Source organism: Streptomyces sp. NPDC001843 (assembly GCF_042891955.1).
GTDB lineage: Bacteria > Actinomycetota > Actinomycetes > Streptomycetales > Streptomycetaceae > Streptomyces.
Window position 1 is genome coordinate 184177 of the sequence record NZ_JBIATQ010000014.1, and the last position, 19811, is coordinate 203987.

Sequence of the window (19811 nt, forward strand, 5' to 3'; positions counted from 1 at the left end):
AGGTCCGCGACCTCAACGGCGGTGAGCTGACGGACGACGTGGCGGTGGTCCTGCTGGACCGGGTGCCGTAGCGCTGACCGCTGGGCTCTGCTGCGGTCCTGGCCCAGCGGCCCCCGGCGTACGGCCTGACGGCGGTCGTCCGCCACCGGCCCGACCGGGACCCGGCCGAGGCGGGGCGGTGGTCCCGCGGGACCGAGTGCCATAGCGCGAGCCGCTGGGCTCTGCTGGGTTCCGGGGCCCAGCGGCCCCGGCGTACGGCTGACGCCGGCCGTCCGCCACCGGTTCAAACGGGGCGCGGGCGGCGCGGGGCGGTGGTCCTGCTCGACCGAGTGCCGTGGCAGCCCCTCTGCCAAGAGCTCGGCGCCCCCGGCGTACGGCCTGACGGCGGTCGTCCGCCGTCGGCTCCAGCCGGGGCCCGGCCGGCGCGGTCAGCGACCTCGGCAACGACGTCCGGGGTCAGCGGCCGCCGTTGTACGGCCCGTACGGACCGTCGCTGCTGCTGCCGCGGCGGCGGCCCCAGCCGCTGCCGCCGGAGACCTGCCGCAGCGCGGGACGTACGTCGACGATGTAGACGATGCTCGCGACCACGCCGGCGATCGGCAGGATGGACAGGATCGAGAACAGGTAGCTCACCACGAGCGCCAGGGCCAGGATGATCAGCCAGAACACCTTGTTCTGCTTGTCGGCCGCGCGGAAGGCGTCCTCGCGCCGGAACGCGGCGTCGAACAGCCCGAACGCGGCGAGGGCCATCAGGACGATCTTCAGCAGTCCCAAGAACCCCGCGAAGCCCAACATCAGCATGCTGCCACCGCCCGCTCTCTCCCGATTCCTACGCGGCCACCGTACCCGTAGAACGGGCCGGACACCCCAGGGGTGCCCGGCCCGCGCACGCGCCGTCGGTCACTTCGCGGGCGGCGTGGTCTTCTTGGCGGGGGTGGCCTTGCGGGCCGCCGGTGCCTTCTTCGCGGCGGGCTTCTTCTCCGCGACGGGCTTGACGTCGGCCGGCGTGACGGGCTCCGCCACGGCGGGCTTGGACAGCGCCGGCTCACCCTTCGGCTCGACGGCGACGGCCAGGTCCTCGATCTCCTCGGCGGCCTCGCCGCGCCAGGTGCGCACGGTCTGCTCACCGTGCTCGGCGACCTTCTCGTAGGTCTCGCGGGCCTTGACGGCGTACTCGGCGGCGACACCCACACCGCGCAGGGCGAAGTCCTGGGCGGACTCGCCGAGCTTCTTCAGGTCGCCGTCGATGGCGCCGAAGAACTCGGTGACCTTGGTCTGGAAGCTCTCCTGCGCCTCCTTGGCCCGAGCGGTGGCCTTCTCCTGCACCGCCTTCGGGTCGGTGTTGCGCACGGCCTCGATACGGGCCGGGGCCTCGGAGCGCAGCTGCTCGACCAGGGCGGGCACCTTCTTGGCCTGCTGGAGGGCCAGGTCGGCGGTACCGGCGGCGAAGTAGAGCGGAGTCGGGTCGCTGAGGGTCTTGCGCAGGTCGTCGGTGATGGCCATGGTGATGGTCCTCCCGGATTCACGTTCGGCTGAGGGTTTTGTGGTCCGCGGCAGGGCGGCCGGCGCCCTGGTCCGGTTCAACTGGCCGTCTGTCGCGGATCTGTGCCGGCACCGGCTTCGTCGCCGTCGGCCGTGCGGGTGCCGCGCACGGCGGCGGCGCCGCGCACGATGTCCGCGTCCGTGCTCTCCTCGCCCGCGGTGTCGATCCCGAATCCGTTCTCTTTGCGAAAGGACTCGTAGATCTGCAGGAGCACCTGCTTCTGCCGCTCGTTCAGCGTGGGATCGGCGAGGATGACGGCACGCGTCTCCACCTCGTCCCGGTCGCGTTCGTCGTCGAGGATCCCGGCCCGCACGTACAGCGTCTCGGCGGAGATCCGCAGCGCCTTGGCGACCTGCTGCAGCACCTCCGCGCTCGGCTTGCGCAGCCCGCGCTCGATCTGGCTCAGATACGGATTGGACACCCCGGCGGCATCGGCGAGCTGCCTGAGCGACAGCTGAGCGTTTCGCCGCTGCTCGCGCAGGTACTCACCGAGATTGCCGACGTTGAGCGATGCCATGCCTCCACCTTGCAACACCCCTGCTAACTATTGCAAGCACCTGCTTGCAATAGTGCGCCGTGTCACGAGGACGGACTGCCGCCGCGGAGCGGGTGCATAGGATCACCGGCATGGCGCTGCTACCCGTCCAGGTGAACATCAAGGCTCTTGACGACTCGACGGTCGGACGGTTCTGGGCGGAGGCGCTCGGCTGGCGCGTCACCAGTCAGGGAGCCGGCGCGACCGCCGCTCTCCCCGACGGCTTCGACTGGCGGGAACCGGTCGGCGTGTGCGTCGACGTCATCGCCGTCCCGGAAGCCAGGACAGCGACGAAGAACCGGGTGCACATCGATCTCGCCACCACCTCCGCGGACCATCAGGCGGAGCTGGTCGCGCGCCTGAAGGCTCTCGGTGCGAGCCCCGCCGACGTGGGCCAGGGCGACGTGCCGTGGACGGTCCTCGCCGACCCCGAGGGCAACGAGTTCTGCGTGCTGGAGCCCCGGGAGATCTACCGGGACACCGGGCCGATCGCCGCGGTGGTGGTCGACTGCGCGGATCCGCGGGCCATGGCCCGGTTCTGGGGCGAGGCGATCGGCTGGCCCCCGCACGAGGTGACCGACGAGCACGCGGCGCTGCGCTCCGCCCGGGGTGTCGGCCCGTATCTCGAGTTCCTCCGCACGCCCGGCGTGAAGACCGTGCCGGACCGCGTCCACCTCGACCTGGTACCGGACGCCGGTGACGACAAGGCGGCGGAGGTGGCCCGGCTGCGGGCCCTCGGCGCCACCGACCTCGACGTCGGCCAGGGCGACGTCCCGTGGACGTGCCTGACCGACCCGGAGGGCCACGAGTTCTGCGTCCTCTCCCGGACCTGACGCAGGACGCCGGGCCCTGTCACGGCCTCGGGCCCGGGCCCCGCAGCCACGTCTCCAGCGCGCTGAAGTCGGCGTCCGTGAGCCCGTGGCGATGATCGACGGGGTGCAGCAGGGCGGGCGCCGGGTGGTGGGCGGCCACCCAGGCGCGGTCGGTCCCGGTGATCTCGTCGTCGAGCCAGACGAAGGGACGGCCGGCGGCCCAGGTGACGAGAGCACGGGTCTTCCAGTGCAGGCGGCCCGGTGGCCCGTCCTCGTCGGGCCAGTCGACGACGGGCAGCCGGGGCAGGCCGAGCCAGGGGGCCAGGCAGGTGTTCGCGTCGTCGAGCCACGTGGTCGCCCAGACCAGCTCGCAGCCCAGTGCGGCCAGCCGGGGGCCGAGGGCCGGGTCGATCCGGTGCAGCAGCGGGTGGCCGGTGGCGGTCTGCGGTACGGAGGCCTCGTACACCGGGTAGGGGCCGGGGGCGCCGTACGGGAGGAGGGTTCCGTCGACGTCGAGGAAGAGGAGCACCACCTCCAGGATCAGCCCTCGAAGCCGTTTCCGGCGAGGATCATGTCGATCCGGGCGCGGTGTGCCGCCTCCCAGGCGTCCAGGGTTTCGGCGGCCTCCTTGGCGAGTCCGGCCCGGGCGTCCTGGAGGACCTTGCGCCTGTGCCCGGCGGGGACGGACACGACGCCCTCCTCGTCGGCCACCACCAGGTCCCCGGCGGCGACCCGCACCCCGCCGCACCGCACCGGGCGGTTCAGCGGCCGTGCCGCGGACTTGGCGCCGGGGATCGGGACGACACCCCGGGCGAACACGGGGAAGCCCATCTTCCGGATCTCGGCGAGGTCGCGGACCAGCCCGTCGGTGACGAACCCGGCGATGCCACGCCGCTGCGCCACCGCGCAGACGTTGCCGCCGGCGAGCGCGTACTCCAGGTCACCCGACTCCACCACGATCACCGAGCCGGGCTCGGCGCGGTGGATCGCGGCGTGCAGCATCAGGTTGTCGCCGGGAGGGCAGCTGACGGTGTACGCCGGTCCGGCGATGCGCGGCACGGGGCCCCACAGCGGGCGTATCCGGAAGTCCATGACCTGGGCGCGCCCCAGGAGGTCGGCGAGTGTGGTGGTCGGGAGGGACTGGAAGTCGGTGGCGTCGATCATGGGGGCACGGTAGCGTCGCCGCCATGACTGCCGGGTCGGCCTTGTGCCGTGAGCGAGTTGGGTGCCCGGCCTCTGAGTGAGGCCGAGGCGGGCCAGGAGCCCGCCTCTTCCTCTGCGTCCGCGACAAACGACAGCAGAGGAAGGAAAGACAGAGAGTGCCCAGCGACTTCGATCCGTACGACTTCAACCGCCGCGTCATCGACGAGTTCCGCGCGAACCACGGCCGCGTCGGCGGCCCCTTCGAGGGCGGCCGTCTGCTGCTGCTCACCACCACCGGCGCCCGCACCGGAACCCCGCACACCACCCCCGTCGGCTATCTTCCCGACGGCGGCGACCGCGTCCTGGTCATCGCCTCGGCGGGCGGCTCACCCCGGCATCCGGACTGGTACCGCAACCTCCTCGCGCATCCGCGGGTGACCGTGGAGAGTGGCGTGTTCACCTACGAGGCGCGGGCCGTCGTCCTGGCCGGCGACGAGCGTGATCAGGCCTTCGCACGGGCGGTGGAGGCCGACCCGGGCTGGGCGGAGTACCAGCGCAAGGCCGGGCGGGTGATCCCGGTCGTCGCCCTGGAGCGGATCGCGGGGCCGGGCCCGGGGCACATCGAGGCCGGCTCGCCGGGCGAGGCGATCAGACTGGTCCACGATGCCTTCCGGCGCGAACTAGCCCTGGTCCGGCAGGAGACGGCAGACGGCGGCAGCAGCCTCGGCGCGCAGTTGCGGGTCAACTGCCTCACGCTCTGCCAGGGTCTGGACAACCACCACGCCGGCGAGGACACCATGATGTTCCCGTTCCTCGCCGAGCGGCACCCCGAGTTCGCCCCGGTCCGGGAGCGGCTGCGCCGGGAGCACGAACGGATCGCCGTGCTCGTCGAAGAGCTGCGCCGGGCGGTCGCCGCCGAGGACCGGGACGGGGCGCGCGCCGAGGTCGTACGGCTGACCGAGGAACTGGAGGCGCATCTGGCGTACGAGGAGGAGCAGTTGGTCCCGCTCCTCGACGGCGCCGCCCGGCGGTCGTCGCGCTAGAACGGCAGCGGCCGCCCGTGCACCACGTCCAGTCGTGACACCGCCCGGGTCAGCACCACGTACAGCCGGTGCAGACCGCGGGCCTCGGCCTCGGCGACGGCGGCCGGTTCGACGGCGATGACGTGGTCGTACTCCAGGCCCTTGACGACGGTCGCGGGTACGAGCGTGACCCGGGCGCCGAGTTCGTCGGGGCCCGCCGTGTCGATCCCGGCCGCCGTGAGGGCGTCGCGCACCCGGGTCAGGTCGGCGTCCGCGGTGACGACGCCGACGGAGCCGTCCCGGGTGAGCGCGTCCCGTACGGCCGCCACGGTCTCGCCGGGTACGTCGTCGGCCCGCCGGATCCGCAGTTCGCCCTCCGCCCGCAGGGAGCGGGCCGGGGGGACGGCGACGTCCAGGCGGGCCAGCAGCCGGCCCGCGAGGTCGAGGACCGCCGCCGGCACCCGGAACCCGGTGGTCAGCGGCACCACCGCGGCGTCCGGCTCGCCCAGGTGCCGCAGCGTCACGTGCCAGTCCCGCGCCGCCCACGGCATGGTGCCCTGCGCCAGGTCGCCGAGCACGGTCAGCGAGCCGAAGGCGGCCCGGCGGGCGATGGCCCGGCACTCCATCGGGGAGAGGTCCTGCGCCTCGTCGACGACGATGTGGCCGTACCCTTCCGGGTGCTCGATGAGCCCGGCGACCTCGTCGAGGAGGACCAGGTCGGCGGCCGACCAGCGGGCGGACCTGTACGAGCGCGGCGGCCGGGCCCACAGCAGCGCCTCCTGCTCGTCGGGGTCGAGGAGCCCGTCGGCGGCCCGCGCCAGCACCGCGGCGTCGGTGAGGAGTTCGGCGACGACCTCCTCGGGCCGGACCTTCGGCCAGACCCTGTCGACGTACGCGCTCAGCGCCCGGGCCCGCTCGATCTTGCGCACCCACGCGGCCGGCCTCGGCCCGGTCCGCCGCTCGGCCTGCTGCTGCAGCAGGCGGACGACGCGGGTCCGCACCCGCTCGCGGCCCACCGCGTACGGCGGCTCCTCGGCCCGCACCCCTTCGAGGATCTCCACGAGTTCGTCGGCCGGTACCCGCCACCGGTACGACCCGTCCGGCACGGCGAGCGACTCGGCGCCGTCGGCGGACACGCGCGCGTACAGCGCCCGGCGCAGCACCTCGGCCATGCGGGCGTCGTGCTTGACGACGGCGGTCCGCTCGCCGTCGGTGCCGGTGACCGGGTGGAGGGCGATCTCCTCGAGGAGGGTGGTCTGCCGCACGCCCGTCTCGCCGAGGGAGGGCAGCACCTCGGCGATGTAGGAGAGGAAGGTGCGGTTGGGGCCCAGGATCAGCAGCCCGGCGCGCTGGACGCGCTGCGGGTGGGTGTAGAGGAGGTAGGCGGCGCGGTGCAGGCCGACGGCGGTCTTGCCGGTGCCGGGGGCGCCCTGCACACAGATCGACTCGGTGAGCTCGCCGCGGACCAGGTCGTCCTGCTCGGGCTGGATGGTGGCGGCGATGTCCCGCATGGGCCCGACGCGGGGCCGCTCGATCTCGCGGGCGACGATCTCGCCACTCCCCGACTCGCCCCGGCCGAGGTGCTCGTCCTCCAGGCCGGTGAGGTCGGCCGAGTCGCCGCGGCTGCCGGGGGCCCAGCCGAAGCGGCGGCGTACGCGGACGCCCTGCGGGTCGCGGGCGCTCGCCTGGTAGAAGGCGCGGGAGACGGGGGCCCGCCAGTCGACGACGAGCGGCGGGGCGGCCGGGTCTTCGGTGATCCGGAGCCGGCCCACGTGGTAGCTCTGCCCGCCGTGTTCGCCGTTCGTGCCGTCGAATTCGCCGTTCGCGCCGTCGAAGTCGAGCCGCCCGAAGAACAACGGCCCCTCGGGCAGTTCCTTCAGTGCCTTGGCCCGGCTGCGCAGACGGTGGCCGAGGACCTCGGCGTCGGCGCCGGAGGCGGAGACGTCCTCACCGGTCACCACCTGCTCCCGTGCGCCTTCGACCATCGCGGCGAGGGCGGTGCGGCAGCTCTCGTGGTAGGCGCGTTCGCGGTGGAGGGAGTCCGTGAGTGCGGGGCGGGGCGAGGTCATGACCGTCACCCTACCCAAAAGTGCGTAACTGGGTAAGATTTTTGACTGGGTTACGAAATGGAGGTCACCCGGAATCCCGCTCCGCCGCCCCCACCAGCCACGGCAGCCCCGCCCCCAGCCGGCCGAACGCCCGCTCCGCCGCCGCCACCGCGCCCGCCCGCACGTCGGCGACCCGTTCCCCCGCCGCGATCCGCCGCCAGTTGTCCTCCGCGAGGATCCGCCGCACGGCGATGATCTGCCCGGCGGCCAGCCGCGCGTCCAGATCACCGCCGAGGGCACCGGCGAGCGCGCCCTCGGACCGCCGCAGATACTCGTGCAGCCGCGCCACCAGCGCCGGGGTGCCGTACAGCAACGCGTGGAAGGCGAGCACGCCCGGGTCGTCGTTCAGCCCGGTGATCGGGTCGCACCGGGCGAGCCCGTCCAGGAAGTCCCGCCGCAGCGCCTCCAGCGGCGAGGCGGCGCCGGCGACCACGCGCGCGGCCTCGTCCTCGTGGTCGGCGATCCGGTGCAGGACGAGGTCCTCCTTGGCCGGGAAGTACCGGAACAGCGTCGGCTTCGAGATCCCGGCCGCGGCGGCGACCTCCGCGACCGACACCGCGTCGAAGCCCTTCTCGAGGAACAGCCGTACGGCGGTGTTCGACACGTCCTGGTACATCCGCTGCTTCTTGCGCTCGCGGAGACCGATCTGCTCATCCATGGGAGCGAGCCTACGCAGACGGCACCCCGTGCTCGCGCCGCCAGCGCACGAGTGCCGTGACGATCCGCCGCATCCCCGGAACCGACTCGAGCCCCAGCGGCAGGGCGGCGTCGGCCAGCACCGGGCGCAGCTTCAGCGCCGCCCGGACGAGCTGCCGCCGCCAGTGCGCGTCCGGCCCGGGATCCAGGGACAGGGCCGCCCGGATGACGTCGGTGAAGAGGGACTGGGCCCTCTTGTAGCCGAGGAGCAGAGGCAGGTCGTGCCGCCAGCCGGCCGCGCTGCCGGGGCGGGCGCGTTCGACCGCGTCGGCCCACTGGTGCGCGGCGTCCCGCGCCTGCCGGACCGGGTACCGCATCAGGTGCAGATGGGTGGCGAGGTCGTAGAGCGGGTCGCCGACCATCGCCAGCTCCCAGTCGATCGTCCACAGGCGGCGGTCGTCGTCGACGATGAAGTTCTCACGGTGCAGGTCGGCGTGGAGCAGACAGAAAGGGCGTTCGCGCAGTCCCGAGACATGTTTACGCAGCTGCTCGAACGACTCGGCGGGGACCCCGAGTTCACCGAAGAGTCTTTCGAATGTCGCCGAATTGCCTTGGTACACGTGTTCCTCGGTGAAACAGACGAGCCGCTCCAGGAAGCCGTCGCTGTCACCGTCCTCCGGCCGGTCCTCGGCCGCGCAGCGCCGGTCGACGGAAAGGGATTCCGAGGTGATCCGGACCAGTTGGGGGAACAGACCGACGATCTGCCGGAGAAAGTCGTCGGGAACCGCGAGCCCGGATGCGCAGACGGATCCGAGCGTCCGTCCCTCGATGAATCGCTGCAGCTTCAGGCCGTCGGCCTCGATGATGTCCGGAATGCCGCGGATCCGGCCGTTGAGGTCATTGAGCAGCTGCTCCTCCGAGGCGAAGCACCGCCGGTCGAACCAGAGCAGCCCGGGGCGCGGCTCCCGGCACTTCCAGCGTGCCTGCGGGCCGGATCCCTTTTCTCCGGGCAGCGGAAAGACATAGGTCTCGTGGTGATATCCGTGGAGTGGGCCCTCGACCACGCTCTCGTCGCCACCACTCGCCCCGACCGCGTGCAGCCGGGCTTGGGAATCCGATTGGGGTGACATTGCCCGTTTCTTTCGTAGGCCCCTTCCGGAGGATGCAGAAGTGGAAGCACCGTACTCCGCCGACGGGTCCGCGGCATGCCGGACGCGTTTTATTCACGGAACCCGGTCGCGGTCGAGGGCGACCGGACCGGCACTGGTGCCTTATTGACGGACAATTCGCAGCAGTGTCTCCAGGGTCCGGACGACGTGCTCGGCGCCGGCCGCGCGCAGCCGCTTCTCGCCCGACTCGCCCCGCGCGTAGCCGACGAACGGGATCCCGGCCCGGGTCGCGGCCTCCCAGTCCGTGGGCGAGTCGCCGATCATCACGGCGGCCGAGGGTGCCGTCCCCGTCGCGCTCAGGGCCCGGTTGAGGCAGTACGGGTCGGGCTTGAGGAGGCGCAGGTCCTGGGTGCGGCCGTAGATGTGCGGGGCGAAGCAGTCGATCAGGCCGCGGCCGGCCAGATAGGCGCGGGCCGCCCGGGCGGAGTTGTTCGTCGTGATGGCCATCGGGGAGCCGACCGCGGACCAGGTGCGTATCAGGGGATCGGCGTAGGCGGTGGGCATCGCGGACTCGGTGGCCTGCAACTCCTCCTGGGTGAGACGTTCCTCCAGTTCCGCCACCAGGTCGGAACCGGGGTGCCGGTCCTCCACGGCGCGCAGCAGGATCTGCGGGTCCGGCGACCGGCGCTCCCCCGGCGTCAGCAGCCCGTGCAGCCCGCGGCTCTCCAGCCACTCCACCAGCTCACCGGCCACCCCTTCCGCGGTGTGCCTCGCGAACAGGCGGCAGATCGGGCCGTCGAAGTCCCACAACACCACCCGGGCCCGGGCGATCACGTCCCGGAGGGCGTCCGTCGCCTCCGTCGCGTCCGTCGCGCCCTCGGTCCCGGCGGCCGCCGGCTCATTCCGTTTCGTATCAGGAGTCACTAGGAGAGTGTCAGGTCCGAGGTGATGGTTTCCCAGAGGGCGTCGAACCACTTCTGTGACTGCTGCACGAACGCCTCGTCCCGCTGGCCCCGCCGTGTCTCGAAGGAGAAGAGCAGGGACTGCGACCCGAGGGTGTCGTACATCTCCAGTGTTCCGCTGTCCGTGGACTCCGCACGGGGGGTGACGATGTAGTAGCCGATCAGTGCTTCGGTGCCGTTGAGGAGGTACAGCTTCACCGGAGGGGTGAAGGGCAGCGCGCGGAAGGTGACGTTCACGTCGATGTCGTGGGTGCCGCGCAGGGCCTGCAGGTTGTACTTCAGGACCTGCCCCTGGGCGTTCCGCATCTTGAGCCAGCGCTGGTGTACCGGGTCGTCGCCGTCGCGTCCGTCGACGGGGACCGGGAAGGCGAGGTCGATGTCCCGGGAGGGCAGCAGTATGCGCACGTCGATGCGTTCGGGGCGGGAGCGGCCCTCGTGGATCATGCGGAGCGGTTCGCTCAGCGCCAGCATGAGGGTCTCGGCGGTCAGGCAGGCCGCGTCGATGCGCACGTGCGGTGCGGAGAAGGCCTCGGCCAGGCGGGGGGCGAGGCCCACCATCGTCGGCTGGGGTTCGTCATGGGCGGGAGCGGGTTCGGCGATGCGCGGCGGGCTGCCCCGGCTGACGCTGCTGAGCAGGCCGTCGTCCTGGAGTGCGCGCAGGGCCTGGCGTACGGTGCCGCGCTCGACGCCGAACTCCTCGGCCAGCTCGGCCTGGGTGGGCAGGCGGTCCCCCACCCTCAGGTCCCCGGCCCTGATCCGTTCCCGGAGGGTGCCGGCGATCTCCTGGGCCGTGAGCCTTCTGCTGCCGTTCACTGCCACGTTCTCCTGTGTCACGACCAAACGCTACAACTGGCACCTACCCAAAAGCGGTTGTCCTTAGGTTGTTTATGGATGGGTGCCAAGTGGGGACAACTTAATCAAAGTTGGTTGCCAACTTGGCTCAGTTGGCGGAAGTTTTGCTTCCTGGCAACCTGAAGGGGGAACCACCGTGCCTGCCCTCGCCCTCATCTCCGCAGTCTTCGTCGTCGGCTTCGAACAGATCGTGCAGTGGAAGTACGGCGCCACCGGCATCGTCGGCCTGCTGATGCTCAGCATCGGCCTCAAGGCCAAGAGCCCGGCCGTCAGCTCGGCCGGAGCCGTCCTGCTCGCCGTCCTGCTCGCGGGCCCCGCCCTCTGAACCGCTCGTCCCGATCGGCTCACGCCGTGAGCACGAGCTCCGAACTGATCGTCTCCCACAGGGCGTTGAACCACAGGTGCGACTGCTCCACGAAGGTCGCGTCACGCTGTCCGGCGCCCTGCTCGAAGGCGAACAGCATCGACTGCGTGCCCTCGGCGTCGTACAGCTCCAGCGGCTCGTGGTCGATCTCCCGCTCGTGCCGCGTCAGCGTGTAGTACGCGAACAGCGCCTCCGTGCCGTTGAGCAGGTACAGCTTGACCGGCGGGGTGAAGGGCAGGGCACGGAAGGACACCCGCACGTCGATGCCGTGTGTGGCGCGCAGCGCCAGCAGGTTGTGCCGGAGCACCTGGCCCTGGGCGTTGCGCTGGGTCAGCCAGCGCCCGTGCAGCAGATCCGCGGCCGAGGCGTCCACCGGGGCCGGGAAGGCCAGGTCGATGTCGCGGCTGGGCAGCAGGACGCGGACGTCGACCTTGGCCGGTTTCATGTGCCCCGCGTGGATCTGGCGCAGCGGCTCACCGATCGCAAGGGTGAGCGAGACGGAGGTCAGGCACAGGGCGTCGATCTCGACGTGCGGGGCCGCGAAGGCGGCGGCTATCCGCGGGGCCAGGCCCACCATGGTGGGCTCGGGCGGGGCGGGCGGCCCGGCGGGCGCACGGCCGTGGCCGTGGCCGAGGTCCGGGGCCACGGTGGCCGGGCTGCCCTTGGTCACGTTGGTGAGCAGGTGCTCCGACTGCAGGATCCGCAGGGCCTGGCGCACGGCCCCGCGCTCGACTCCGAACTCGTCCGCGATCCTGGCCTGCGTGGGCATGCGCTGGCCCGGCTTGAGCACCCCGGACCTGATCCGGGCGCGCAGTTCGTCGGCCACCTCGCGGTGTGACTTCTGTGGCCGTGGTGGCCTCTTCGGCCCATTGGCGGAGGCGGGTTCCGGGTCCACGGTCAAACAGTACAACTTCCCGCCATCTTGTGGCAGTTCAGTGAAAGGTGGTTATGAGACGCATCCAAGCGGAGATAAGTACTGTGGAGTTGGCGGCCAACTTGGAGAACATGGTTGATCCCCCGGTTGGTTGGCCCACCGGGTTCCCTTCCGGAGGGGAGCTGGGACCCCGGCCCGAGCACAGTCACAACCGAACAGCGACAACTCAACACGGATGCGCACAGCCACAACTGAACAAGCAGGCTACGGATGAGTCAGCACAGGCCGGTCAGTACGGGTTCAGACAGTACTGATCGGCCTGCACCGTTCCCGGCAGGCGGGAGCCCTCCGAAGCAGGCGCGAGCCCTCAGAAGAGGTCCGGGCACCACGGTCGCCCGGACGTACGCAGCAGGGCGTCGGCCACCCGGGCGGCGCCCGCCCGGTCTTCCCGGGCCCGCTCCAGCGCCACGAGCCGGGCCACGGACTCGCCGCCCAGCCAGACCCCGGCCAGGTCGGCGACGTCGAGGGTGAGTTCGGCGCTCTGTGCGGCCGTGGGCGTGCAGGACGCACCCTCGGGCGACGCCTCGAGCCGGAACCGGCCGCCGGCCAGTCCCTGCCGGTCGACGACCTCCAGCACCAGCGAGCCCTCACCGTCGTACGTCCGCGCCTCCATGGCCCGTACGACGTCCAGGATCCGCACCCACAGCCAGTCCGCCTGCGTGGTGATCCTCGCCGCGCGGGGGTCGGGGAGGAAGTAGGGCAGCAGGTCGTCGGGGGACCGCCAGCCGCTCTTGACCTGCGTGACCCAGTCGATCGAGCAGACGTAGTGCCACAGGGCGCGCTCGGCGGCCGGGGTGGTGGCGAGCAGCCAGTTGACGGCGGCGGTGCAGTGCGGCTGCTTGTCGTTCCAGTTGTCGTCGCACCCGTACGACACCATGCCGTCGACCTCTCCGGACGGCGCGCGGTGGACGGCGTAGAAGGGTTCGGGCCGCTTCCCGATGAAGTCCAGGTCCCCCGTGGCCAGCCGCCACCACACCTCGTCCCGGCTGACCGCGCCGGGCTGGGCGCGGCGGACGCGCTCGTGCAGCTCCGGGCCGAGCTTGCGGACGTCCTCGGCGTCGATCAGGTCGATACGCCCGCCGTCCGCCGGGACCGGGCCGCGGGGGTCGAGGCCGCTGCGGAGGACGTCGACGGTCCACTCGGTCATCCAGGTCGCGGGACCGAAGCCGTAGCGGCCGTAGATCGGGTACTCGGCGGCTATCAGGGTGGCGACCACGTCCCCGCGCTCCTGCGCGGCGGCGAGGTCCTGGCTCATCATGCGGGTCAGCAGGCCGCGGCGGCGGTGGGTGGGGGTGACCGTGACGTTGGAGATGGCGTCTGCGGGCACGACGGCGCCGCCCACCGCGGTGAGTTCCTGGGCGAAGGAACGGAAGGTCGCCACACACCGGTCACCGTCGAAGGCGCCGAGGAGACGGCCCGGCACGAACTGGAGGCGGCGGGCCTCGTGCTGCTCCGCGGTCGGGGTCGGTTCGCGGAGGAAGCCGGTGTTCAGGGCGCGGTGCCAGTCGGCGAACTCGGCTTCTTGGATGGGACGTACATCGGTCATGGGGGCCACGGTAGGTGTGCGGCAAAGGCGTGTCGCGGGTTTTTCCCGCCCCCGCACGCCCCCGCGCGCCACCACCCGCCCCGCCGCACACCCCGGTCGCCTCACATCAGCAGGTCGTCCACCTGCGCCTCGCCCTCCCGGTAGCGCCGCGTGATCTCCGCGCCGCAGTCGTCCGCCGTGCGCTGCAGATGCTGGCGGCGGCCGGAGACCTGCTGCTCGTAGCGGACGAGGCGGCCCATCGCGGTGCCCAGTTCGGCGTCGGTGCGGGCCTGTAGGTCGGAGAGCTCCACCTCGGCCAGCATGTCGGCGGCCAGCCGGCGGTACTCCTCGTTGTGCGGGGTGCCCAGCGTGACGTGGCGGGCCGAGGACCGGTGGCGGGCCGGGGCGTCGGTGAGGATCTCCGGGAGCCGGGACACCACGGAGGCCATCACGGTCGCGTCCCGCGGGCCGTCGCCGGCGGCGACGGGCGGTTTCGGGTCCCGGCGGGCCAGTTCCGCGCGCAGGATGTCGATCCGGCCCTGCAGCAGCCGCCGTACGTAGCTGAGGTCCGCCTCGTCACGCTGGGCGTCCCGGCGCAGCGCACGCAGTTCGGGCAGGCTCAGCCGGGTCAGGTCGTGCTCGGGCGGCTCGGCGGGCGGCTCCGGGCTGTCCACGCGTTGCGTGGGCGGCCGCTGCATTTCCCGCAGCATCTGCTGCAACTCGAGATGCCCAGTACTCGGTGTGCTCATATGCCTCTACCGTCCCCTCGACCGCGTACGGAAGCATCGTGCCACCCCAAGTGACCGCTATACGACCGAGAGCCCCCGAACGGCCCCAGATGGGCCGTTAAGGAGCAAAAATGGACCGCCTCGGAACCCGTCACCGGCACCCGGCATCATGGTCGGCATGCGAGCAGTGGTGCAGAGGGTGGACGGCGCGAGTGTCGTCGTGGACGGGCAGACCGTGGGCGAGATCACCGGCGAGGGGTTGTGCGTCCTCGTCGGGGTCACGCACGAGGACACGAAGGAGAAGGCGGCCCAGCTCGCCCGCAAGCTGTGGTCCGTGCGGATGCTGCACGACGAGAAGTCGTGCAGCGACATCGACGCCCCGCTCCTCGTGATCAGCCAGTTCACCCTCTACGGAGACGCCCGCAAGGGCCGCCGCCCCACCTGGAACGCCGCCGCGCCCGGCGATGTGGCCGAGCCGCTCGTCGACGAGGTGGTCGCCCAGCTCCGCGCACTGGGCGCGACGGTGGAGACGGGCCGGTTCGGCGCGCGGATGCGCGTCTCGCTGACGAACGACGGCCCGTTCACCGTCCTGCTGGAGATCTGAGCGTGCTGCTGGAGATCTGAGCCCGGCCTGCGGCTCAGGGCTCGACGACGGTCTCCTGCGCCGCCGCCGTGTCCCCGGCCACCAGTCGCGCGTCCACCGGCACGTTCCGCTTCACCAGGGCCAGGGCGACGGGGCCGAGCTCGTGGTGGCGCACGGACGTGGTGACGAAGCCGATCCGGCGGCCGTCCGGGCCCTCGTCCGCGACGCGGATGTCCGTGCCGTGCGGCGGCAGATGGACCTCGCTGCCGTCGAGGTGCAGGAAGACCAGGCGGCGCGGGGGCTTGCCCAGGTTCTGCACCCGGGCGACGGTCTCCTGGCCGCGGTAGCAGCCCTTCTGCAGATGGACCGCGCTGCCGATCCAGCCCAGCTCGTGCGGGATGGTGCGGTGGTCGGTCTCGAAGCCGAGTCGGGGCCGGTGCTGCTCGACGCGCAGCGCCTCATGAGCGAGGATCCCGGCCGGCGGTCCGGCGGTCTCGGCGTACGACTCCAGGTCGGCGCGCGGCAGGAACAGATCCCGTCCGTACGCCGTCTCGCGTACGACGGCGCCCTCGGGCACCTCGGCGATCGAACCGGCCGGCAGGTGCACCACCGCGGTGTCGACCGTGCGGTCGGCGACCTCCACCCGGTAGAAGAACTTCATCGACTCCAGGTACGCCAGCAGCGCCTCCTGGGTGCCGGGCTCCACATGGGCCCAGACCGTCTCGCCGTCGTCCACCAGGTACAGCGCGTGCTCGATGTGGCCGTGCGCGGACAGGATCAGCGCCTCGGTGGCCCGGCCCGCGGGGAGCTCGCTGACGTGCTGGGTGAGCAGCAGGTGCAGCCAGCTCAGCCGGTCCTCACCGGTGACCGTGACGACACCGCGGTGGGAGAGGTCGACGAAACCGGTGCCGTCGGCGAGGGCACGCTGCTCACGGAAAAGGTCGCCGTAGTGGGCCGCGACGCCTTCGTCCGCGCCCTCGGCGGGGACGGCACCGGGCAGGGACAGCAGAGGGCTCTTCATACGCAAAGCCTACGACTCGGTAGTTGAACTCTTCAGGGAGCAGTCCTTGCAGCGCCCGAAGATCGCGAAGTGCTTCATGTCGGTGTCGAAGCCGAACGTCTCACGCAGCTTGGCGGTGAACTCGGACGCCACCGCGACGTCCGCCTCGATCACGTTCTGGCAGTCCCGGCAGACCAGGTGGATGTGGTGGTGCCGGTCGGCCAGGTGGTAGGTGGGAGCGCCGTGCCCCAGATGGGCGTGGCTGACCAGGCCGAGCTCCTCCAGGAGCTCCAGCGTCCGGTACACGGTGGAAATGTTGACCCCCGACGCCGTCTTCCTCACCTCGCTGAGGATGTCGTCGGGGGTCGCGTGCTCCAGGGTGTCCACGGCTTCGAGCACGAGTTGCCGCTGCGGCGTCAGCCGGTAGCCGCGCTGCCTGAGGTCGCTCTTCCAGTCGGTGCTCACCACGGCGTCCAGTCTAGGCCGGGGCGGGCCGGGGCGGGCCGGGTCACGGCTCGGGCGACAAGGCTCCGGGCTACTTGAAGAAGGCGATCCCGTCGTCCGGCATGTCGTCCGGGAGGGCCTTGGCCCAGCGTTCGACCTCCTCGGGGGTGACGACCTTCTTCAGGTGGGCCGACATGTAGGGGCGCAGCTCGACCTCGGGGGTCTGCTTCTCGCCGACCCACATCAGGTCGCTCTTGACGTACCCGTACAGGCGCTTGCCGCCGGTGTAGGGCGGGGAGGCGGGCGTGCGGGCCACGGCGTCCGTGACCAGGTCGATCTGCGGCTTCTTGTCGGCCATCTCGCCGTACCAGATCTCGATGACGCCGTCGTCGCGGGTCATCGTGACCTCGACCTTGCGGGCGTCGTCGATCCGCCAGAAGCCGGACTCCGACTCCAGCGGGCGGACCTTGTTCCCGTCGTTGTCCAGCACCCAGGTGCGGGAGTGGTACTCCAGGAAGTCCCGGCCGTCGTGGGTGAAGGTGACCTCCTGGCCGAAGTTGCACTTCTCGGAGCCGGGGAAGTCGTGCACGCCCGCACCGGCCCAGTTGCCGAGCAGGAAGGCGAGCGGGACGAGGTCCTTGTGGAGGTCGGACGGGATCTCGATCATGAGGTCGGCAGTTCCTTGGTGGGGGTCAGCGCTGGCCCTGGTACAGCTTCTTCACGGTCAGTCCGGCGAAGGCGAGAACGCCGACGCAGACCAGGACCAGCAGGGTTTCGAAGAAGATCTCCACGGGGTGCTCCTTGAGCGGGGTGTGGGCGTACACAGAGCCGTGGAACAGCTTACGCGGCCGGAACCCGCCACTCTCGGCGAGGTCGGCCCCTCAGCGCCGCTTGACTCCGTCGAGGAAGGCCGCCCAGGCCGGGGCCGTGAAGAGGAGCGGGGGGCGGGTGGTGTCCTTGCTGTCACGGACGGGGACGACGGGCAGGCTGTCGGCCACCTCCAGGCACTGGCCGCCGTCCGAGTTGCTGTAGCTGCTCTTGCGCCAGGTCAGACTGTTCAGGTCGATGGCTCGCACGGCACTTCCTCCAACATCCGCAGGATGAACTTCCGCGACTCGGCCGGGGACAGGGCCGTATCGCGGAGCGCATCATAAATGCGCTGGAAACGCTCAACTCTGCTGGGTTCTTCGATCAGTTCGCCGTGTACGTCGTTCTCGGCGTATGCCACGGTACGGGTGCCTGAAGGGCCTGCCTACGAGGAGTGCCGGCGGCAGCAGCACGCCGCGCCGCGCGACCGGGCGCCGTTGTACCCGGCCTTCGCGCTGCCACCGTTCGCCCCACGCTCCCGGCGTCGGCGCAGGCGGCCGGTCGACGGGGCCGTCGTGAGCGGCGTACTCACCGCCCTCTGCGTGGCCGCGCTGCTCGTCACGATCGTTGTCACGGTTACGCTTCCGGCATGGCGAAGAAGCTCGTGATCAAGGTGACGGCCGGGGCGGATGCCCCCGAGCGCTGCTCGCAGGCGTTCACGGTCGCGGCGGTGGCCGTGGCCAGCGGGGTCGACGTCTCGCTGTGGCTGACCGGGGAGTCGTCGTGGTTCTCGCTGCCCGGGCGGGCCGCCGAGTTCGAGCTGCCGCACGCGGCGCCGCTGCCGGATCTGATCGAGTCGATCCTGGCGGCCGGGCGGATCACCCTGTGCACGCAGTGCGCCGCGCGCCGGGAGATCACCGAGAAGGACGTCATCGAGGGCGTACGGATCGCGGGCGCGCAGGTCTTCGTGCAGGAGGCGCTCGGCGACGACACCCAGGCGCTCGTCTACTGAGCTCCTGAGGCGAGCGCCTGCCTTCGCGCCACCCGGTGCGCGACACTCGTCTCCTGGCGCGGCAGGGGGAGGGCACGCGATGACGACGTGGGACGCGGACGTCGACCGGCTGTTCTGGGCGGGCGAGGCGGCACGGCAGGCGGGGCGCTCCGAGGACGCGCTGGCCGCGCACCGCCGTGCCGAGGACGTCCTGCGGGACCGTCTCGCCCGGGATCCGGCGGACACGGCGGCGCACGAGAAACTCGCCGCCCTGCTGTACTCGGTGGGCGCCTCGCTCGTCTCCGTCGGACAGCCGGAGGTCGCCGCCGCGGTGCTGGACGACAGCGAGGCCCACTACCGCCGGTCCACGGCGGCCGGAAGGGATCTGCTCGTCGCCGACGTCCAGGCGCGGCGAGCCCGGGCCCAGGCCGACGCGGGGCGGCCTGTGTCCGCGCTGACCGACATCGACCTGGCCCTGGAGGGTTACGCCCGGCAGGGTGTCCACCTGGCCGGGCCACCCCACTCGCTCGACCTGGCGCGTGTTCTGAGCCAGGCCGCCGTCGTGCACCGCACCCACGGCGACGTGGACCAGGCGTTGGCCTGCGCCGCCCAGGCCCTGGCCCGCTTCCGGGAGGCCGAGGGGGCCGCGAACGCCGATCCGGCGGGCCACCTCGGCTATGCGGTCGACATGGCCGCGGACACCGCCTCGGCGCTGGAGGCGGCCCGGGGAAACTGGCCCGCTGCCCTGGGCGTCGACGACTTCGTGCTGAACGCCGCCGAGCAGGGGTGGGGTGATCTCGCCGGGGCGCTCGCCCGCAAGGGCGTGCACCTGCGCGCGGCCGGACGCACCGCCGAGGCGGAGCAGTTCCTCGTCCGCGCCTCCGGGATGTCGCCCACGGCCGTGGAGCGGGAGGAACGCATCCTCGCGGCACCGCTCCCCCGCTCCCTCGACGAGGCCCTGCGCACAGCGGGCGCGGCCACCGGGCTGGTCGGGGTCGCCGTCCTGCGCCGGATGCTGACCACCGAGGAGTCCTACTCCGTCTCCGGCCGTATGCGCGACCGCGCCTCGGCACCACTGCACGCCCGGCGCCTCGCGGATCTCGCAGCGGCCGTCGATCCCCGCACCGACACCGACGCGGCCTGGCGGATGGCGCTGGAGAGCCATCTGCTCCACCACACTCTCTTCCGGAACCGCGCCGAGGGTTCCGCCGCCTGGCTCGACGCACACGGCGACGCGTGGGCGACCGCCCTGCGCACCATGGTGCGCGCAGTGGGGGAGCAGTACGGCAGCGAGAGGGCGGGGGACGACGTGAGGGCCGCCGTGGACCGGCTGGACACGCTCCGGACAGAGCGGTAGCGAGGGGCCACGCGACTGAGACGTGGCCGCTACGAGCGAGGGCGCTTCTTGCCGTCCAGCTCGTCCCACCACTCGTCGGACTGCGGGTCGCCGGAGGGGTCGTCCCACCAGCGGTCCTCCGGGCCACGCCGGTTGGCCACCATGGCGGCCACGGGCGGGATGACCATGGCCACCACGCACATCCCGACGGCCGCCGGGACCGACCAGATGCGTACGACTCCCCAGGCCAGGACGAAGAGGCCGATGCAGGCCCCCATCATGGCGAAGTACCAGCGCCGTCGCCGTGCGTACATGACTCCAGAGTAGGGGCGCGCGCGAAGCTCGGCCCGTGCGGCGGGCACAAGGCCGACGGACGG

25 protein-coding genes and 1 pseudogene are annotated in these 19811 nt (G+C 71.8%); 6 read left to right on the forward strand and 20 right to left on the reverse strand.

The window, feature by feature from the left end; translation table 11 throughout:
- From ACFYZQ_RS31470 to ACFYZQ_RS31485, 4 genes are all read right to left on the reverse strand, one after another.
- A partial coding sequence (locus ACFYZQ_RS31470; protein WP_389155043.1) for a hypothetical protein occupies positions 1–203 on the reverse strand: 203 nt, incomplete at its 3' end.
- Positions 204–456: 253 nt separating this feature from the next.
- On the reverse strand, positions 457–801 hold the full coding sequence (locus ACFYZQ_RS31475; protein WP_388791512.1) for a DUF2516 family protein: 345 nt from the start codon (positions 799–801) through the stop codon (positions 457–459).
- 99 nt (positions 802–900) lie between these two features.
- Positions 901–1503, reverse strand: coding sequence for a hypothetical protein (locus ACFYZQ_RS31480; protein WP_389155045.1), 603 nt, complete (start codon positions 1501–1503; stop codon positions 901–903).
- A gap of 77 nt (positions 1504–1580) precedes the next feature.
- Complete coding sequence (locus tag ACFYZQ_RS31485) at positions 1581–2060, reverse strand: helix-turn-helix domain-containing protein (RefSeq protein WP_389155047.1); 480 nt, start codon at positions 2058–2060, stop codon at positions 1581–1583.
- Positions 2061–2170: 110 nt separating this feature from the next.
- Here ACFYZQ_RS31485 and ACFYZQ_RS31490 point away from each other — a divergent pair, with 110 nt between their 5' ends.
- Entirely contained in the window at positions 2171–2911 is a 741-nt protein-coding gene (locus tag ACFYZQ_RS31490; protein WP_389155050.1) for a VOC family protein, read from the forward strand.
- Between the two features lie 19 nt (positions 2912–2930).
- Here the strand turns inward: ACFYZQ_RS31490 and ACFYZQ_RS31495 are convergent, their stop codons facing one another.
- Both ACFYZQ_RS31495 and ACFYZQ_RS31500 read right to left on the reverse strand, forming a co-directional pair.
- Positions 2931–3419 carry an HAD domain-containing protein gene (locus ACFYZQ_RS31495; RefSeq protein WP_389155053.1) on the reverse strand — a complete coding sequence of 163 codons (489 nt, stop codon included), beginning with the start codon at positions 3417–3419 and terminating at the stop codon, positions 2931–2933.
- 11 nt (positions 3420–3430) lie between these two features.
- A complete protein-coding gene (locus ACFYZQ_RS31500; protein ID WP_389155056.1) occupies positions 3431–4054 on the reverse strand; it encodes an RraA family protein in 624 nt (207 codons plus the stop codon).
- 155 nt (positions 4055–4209) lie between these two features.
- On the opposite strand from ACFYZQ_RS31500, the gene ACFYZQ_RS31505 reads away from it, so the two are divergent.
- Entirely contained in the window at positions 4210–5076 is an 867-nt protein-coding gene (locus tag ACFYZQ_RS31505; RefSeq protein ID WP_389155058.1) for a nitroreductase/quinone reductase family protein, read from the forward strand.
- Here the strand turns inward: ACFYZQ_RS31505 and ACFYZQ_RS31510 are convergent.
- The 5 genes from ACFYZQ_RS31510 to ACFYZQ_RS31530 all read right to left on the reverse strand — a co-directional run bounded on the left by ACFYZQ_RS31510 (position 5073) and on the right by ACFYZQ_RS31530 (position 10710).
- Positions 5073–7124: a HelD family protein gene (locus tag ACFYZQ_RS31510; RefSeq protein ID WP_389155061.1), complete on the reverse strand. Its 2052-nt coding sequence runs from the start codon at positions 7122–7124 to the stop codon at positions 5073–5075. The genes ACFYZQ_RS31505 and ACFYZQ_RS31510 overlap by 4 nt on opposite strands.
- Positions 7125–7188: 64 nt before the next feature.
- Positions 7189–7821: a TetR/AcrR family transcriptional regulator gene (locus ACFYZQ_RS31515; protein WP_389155065.1), complete on the reverse strand. Its 633-nt coding sequence runs from the start codon at positions 7819–7821 to the stop codon at positions 7189–7191.
- Between the two features lie 10 nt (positions 7822–7831).
- Positions 7832–8929, reverse strand: a complete 1098-nt coding sequence (locus tag ACFYZQ_RS31520; RefSeq protein WP_389155067.1) for a phosphotransferase family protein — start codon at positions 8927–8929, stop codon at positions 7832–7834.
- Positions 8930–9070: 141 nt separating this feature from the next.
- Positions 9071–9832 carry an HAD family hydrolase gene (locus ACFYZQ_RS31525; protein ID WP_389155070.1) on the reverse strand — a complete coding sequence of 254 codons (762 nt, stop codon included), beginning with the start codon at positions 9830–9832 and terminating at the stop codon, positions 9071–9073.
- The gene (locus tag ACFYZQ_RS31530; RefSeq protein WP_389155073.1) at positions 9832–10710 is read right to left on the reverse strand and encodes a GntR family transcriptional regulator; all 879 of its coding nucleotides are present in this window, start codon (positions 10708–10710) and stop codon (positions 9832–9834) included. Before ACFYZQ_RS31530 ends, ACFYZQ_RS31525 begins: the two co-directional genes overlap by 1 nt.
- A gap of 148 nt (positions 10711–10858) precedes the next feature.
- On the opposite strand from ACFYZQ_RS31530, the gene ACFYZQ_RS31535 reads away from it, so the two are divergent.
- Positions 10859–11047 (forward strand): hypothetical protein, encoded by a 189-nt coding sequence (locus ACFYZQ_RS31535; protein WP_132852555.1) that lies wholly within the window; start codon positions 10859–10861, stop codon positions 11045–11047.
- Between the two features lie 19 nt (positions 11048–11066).
- Here the strand turns inward: ACFYZQ_RS31535 and ACFYZQ_RS31540 are convergent, their stop codons facing one another.
- The 3 genes from ACFYZQ_RS31540 to ACFYZQ_RS31550 all read right to left on the reverse strand — a co-directional run bounded on the left by ACFYZQ_RS31540 (position 11067) and on the right by ACFYZQ_RS31550 (position 14294).
- Entirely contained in the window at positions 11067–11987 is a 921-nt protein-coding gene (locus ACFYZQ_RS31540; RefSeq protein WP_389155076.1) for a winged helix-turn-helix domain-containing protein, read from the reverse strand.
- Positions 11988–12327: 340 nt separating this feature from the next.
- On the reverse strand, positions 12328–13566 hold the full coding sequence (locus ACFYZQ_RS31545; protein ID WP_389155079.1) for a GNAT family N-acetyltransferase: 1239 nt from the start codon (positions 13564–13566) through the stop codon (positions 12328–12330).
- Between the two features lie 101 nt (positions 13567–13667).
- The gene (locus tag ACFYZQ_RS31550; RefSeq protein ID WP_389155082.1) at positions 13668–14294 is read right to left on the reverse strand and encodes an aerial mycelium formation protein; all 627 of its coding nucleotides are present in this window, start codon (positions 14292–14294) and stop codon (positions 13668–13670) included.
- 157 nt (positions 14295–14451) lie between these two features.
- Here ACFYZQ_RS31550 and dtd point away from each other — a divergent pair, with 157 nt between their 5' ends.
- Positions 14452–14877 carry a D-aminoacyl-tRNA deacylase gene (gene dtd / locus ACFYZQ_RS31555; RefSeq protein WP_389155084.1) on the forward strand — a complete coding sequence of 142 codons (426 nt, stop codon included), beginning with the start codon at positions 14452–14454 and terminating at the stop codon, positions 14875–14877.
- A 34-nt stretch (positions 14878–14911) separates the two neighbouring features.
- Here dtd and ACFYZQ_RS31560 read toward each other — a convergent pair whose 3' ends face one another.
- From ACFYZQ_RS31560 to ACFYZQ_RS31580, 5 genes and pseudogenes are all read right to left on the reverse strand, one after another.
- Positions 14912–15877, reverse strand: coding sequence for a YgfZ/GcvT domain-containing protein (locus tag ACFYZQ_RS31560; protein ID WP_389155087.1), 966 nt, complete (start codon positions 15875–15877; stop codon positions 14912–14914).
- A 9-nt stretch (positions 15878–15886) separates the two neighbouring features.
- Positions 15887–16324: a Fur family transcriptional regulator gene (locus ACFYZQ_RS31565; protein WP_389155089.1), complete on the reverse strand. Its 438-nt coding sequence runs from the start codon at positions 16322–16324 to the stop codon at positions 15887–15889.
- A 67-nt stretch (positions 16325–16391) separates the two neighbouring features.
- Complete coding sequence (locus ACFYZQ_RS31570) at positions 16392–16967, reverse strand: FABP family protein (RefSeq protein WP_389155092.1); 576 nt, start codon at positions 16965–16967, stop codon at positions 16392–16394.
- 214 nt (positions 16968–17181) lie between these two features.
- Positions 17182–17376 carry a DUF397 domain-containing protein gene (locus tag ACFYZQ_RS31575; protein ID WP_389155095.1) on the reverse strand — a complete coding sequence of 65 codons (195 nt, stop codon included), beginning with the start codon at positions 17374–17376 and terminating at the stop codon, positions 17182–17184.
- Positions 17358–17534: pseudogene (locus ACFYZQ_RS31580) on the reverse strand (Scr1 family TA system antitoxin-like transcriptional regulator); the annotation flags it as partial. The gene ACFYZQ_RS31575 and the pseudogene ACFYZQ_RS31580, both read right to left, overlap by 19 nt.
- A 222-nt stretch (positions 17535–17756) precedes the next feature.
- Here ACFYZQ_RS31580 and ACFYZQ_RS31585 point away from each other — a divergent pair.
- The gene (locus tag ACFYZQ_RS31585; RefSeq protein ID WP_389155098.1) at positions 17757–18119 is read left to right on the forward strand and encodes a DsrE family protein; all 363 of its coding nucleotides are present in this window, start codon (positions 17757–17759) and stop codon (positions 18117–18119) included.
- 79 nt (positions 18120–18198) lie between these two features.
- Complete coding sequence (locus ACFYZQ_RS31590; RefSeq protein WP_389155101.1) at positions 18199–19455, forward strand: hypothetical protein; 1257 nt, start codon at positions 18199–18201, stop codon at positions 19453–19455.
- 29 nt (positions 19456–19484) lie between these two features.
- On the opposite strand, the gene ACFYZQ_RS31595 is transcribed toward ACFYZQ_RS31590, so the two are convergent.
- Entirely contained in the window at positions 19485–19748 is a 264-nt protein-coding gene (locus ACFYZQ_RS31595) for a DUF3099 domain-containing protein (protein ID WP_389155104.1), read from the reverse strand.
- Positions 19749–19811 lie beyond the last annotated feature (63 nt).

Bases quoted from the DNA above. Each gene is read 5' to 3' on its own strand.
- ACFYZQ_RS31545 (WP_389155079.1), bottom strand. From the start codon at position 13,566: ATGACCGATGTACGTCCCATCCAAGAAGCCGAGTTCGCCGACTGGCAC.
- ACFYZQ_RS31475 (WP_388791512.1), bottom strand. From the start codon at position 801: ATGCTGATGTTGGGCTTCGCGGGGTTCTTGGGACTGCTGAAGATCGTC.
- ACFYZQ_RS31595 (WP_389155104.1), bottom strand. From the start codon at position 19,748: ATGTACGCACGGCGACGGCGCTGGTACTTCGCCATGATGGGGGCCTGC.
- ACFYZQ_RS31585 (WP_389155098.1), top strand. From the start codon at position 17,757: ATGGCGAAGAAGCTCGTGATCAAGGTGACGGCCGGGGCGGATGCCCCC.
- ACFYZQ_RS31520 (WP_389155067.1), bottom strand. From the start codon at position 8,929: ATGTCACCCCAATCGGATTCCCAAGCCCGGCTGCACGCGGTCGGGGCG.
- ACFYZQ_RS31560 (WP_389155087.1), bottom strand. From the start codon at position 15,877: ATGAAGAGCCCTCTGCTGTCCCTGCCCGGTGCCGTCCCCGCCGAGGGC.
- ACFYZQ_RS31590 (WP_389155101.1), top strand. From the start codon at position 18,199: ATGACGACGTGGGACGCGGACGTCGACCGGCTGTTCTGGGCGGGCGAG.
- ACFYZQ_RS31500 (WP_389155056.1), bottom strand. From the start codon at position 4,054: ATGATCGACGCCACCGACTTCCAGTCCCTCCCGACCACCACACTCGCC.
- ACFYZQ_RS31490 (WP_389155050.1), top strand. From the start codon at position 2,171: ATGGCGCTGCTACCCGTCCAGGTGAACATCAAGGCTCTTGACGACTCG.
- ACFYZQ_RS31550 (WP_389155082.1), bottom strand. From the start codon at position 14,294: ATGAGCACACCGAGTACTGGGCATCTCGAGTTGCAGCAGATGCTGCGG.
- ACFYZQ_RS31480 (WP_389155045.1), bottom strand. From the start codon at position 1,503: ATGGCCATCACCGACGACCTGCGCAAGACCCTCAGCGACCCGACTCCG.
- ACFYZQ_RS31510 (WP_389155061.1), bottom strand. From the start codon at position 7,124: ATGACCTCGCCCCGCCCCGCACTCACGGACTCCCTCCACCGCGAACGC.
- ACFYZQ_RS31485 (WP_389155047.1), bottom strand. From the start codon at position 2,060: ATGGCATCGCTCAACGTCGGCAATCTCGGTGAGTACCTGCGCGAGCAG.
- ACFYZQ_RS31515 (WP_389155065.1), bottom strand. From the start codon at position 7,821: ATGGATGAGCAGATCGGTCTCCGCGAGCGCAAGAAGCAGCGGATGTAC.
- ACFYZQ_RS31570 (WP_389155092.1), bottom strand. From the start codon at position 16,967: ATGATCGAGATCCCGTCCGACCTCCACAAGGACCTCGTCCCGCTCGCC.
- dtd (WP_389155084.1), top strand. From the start codon at position 14,452: ATGCGAGCAGTGGTGCAGAGGGTGGACGGCGCGAGTGTCGTCGTGGAC.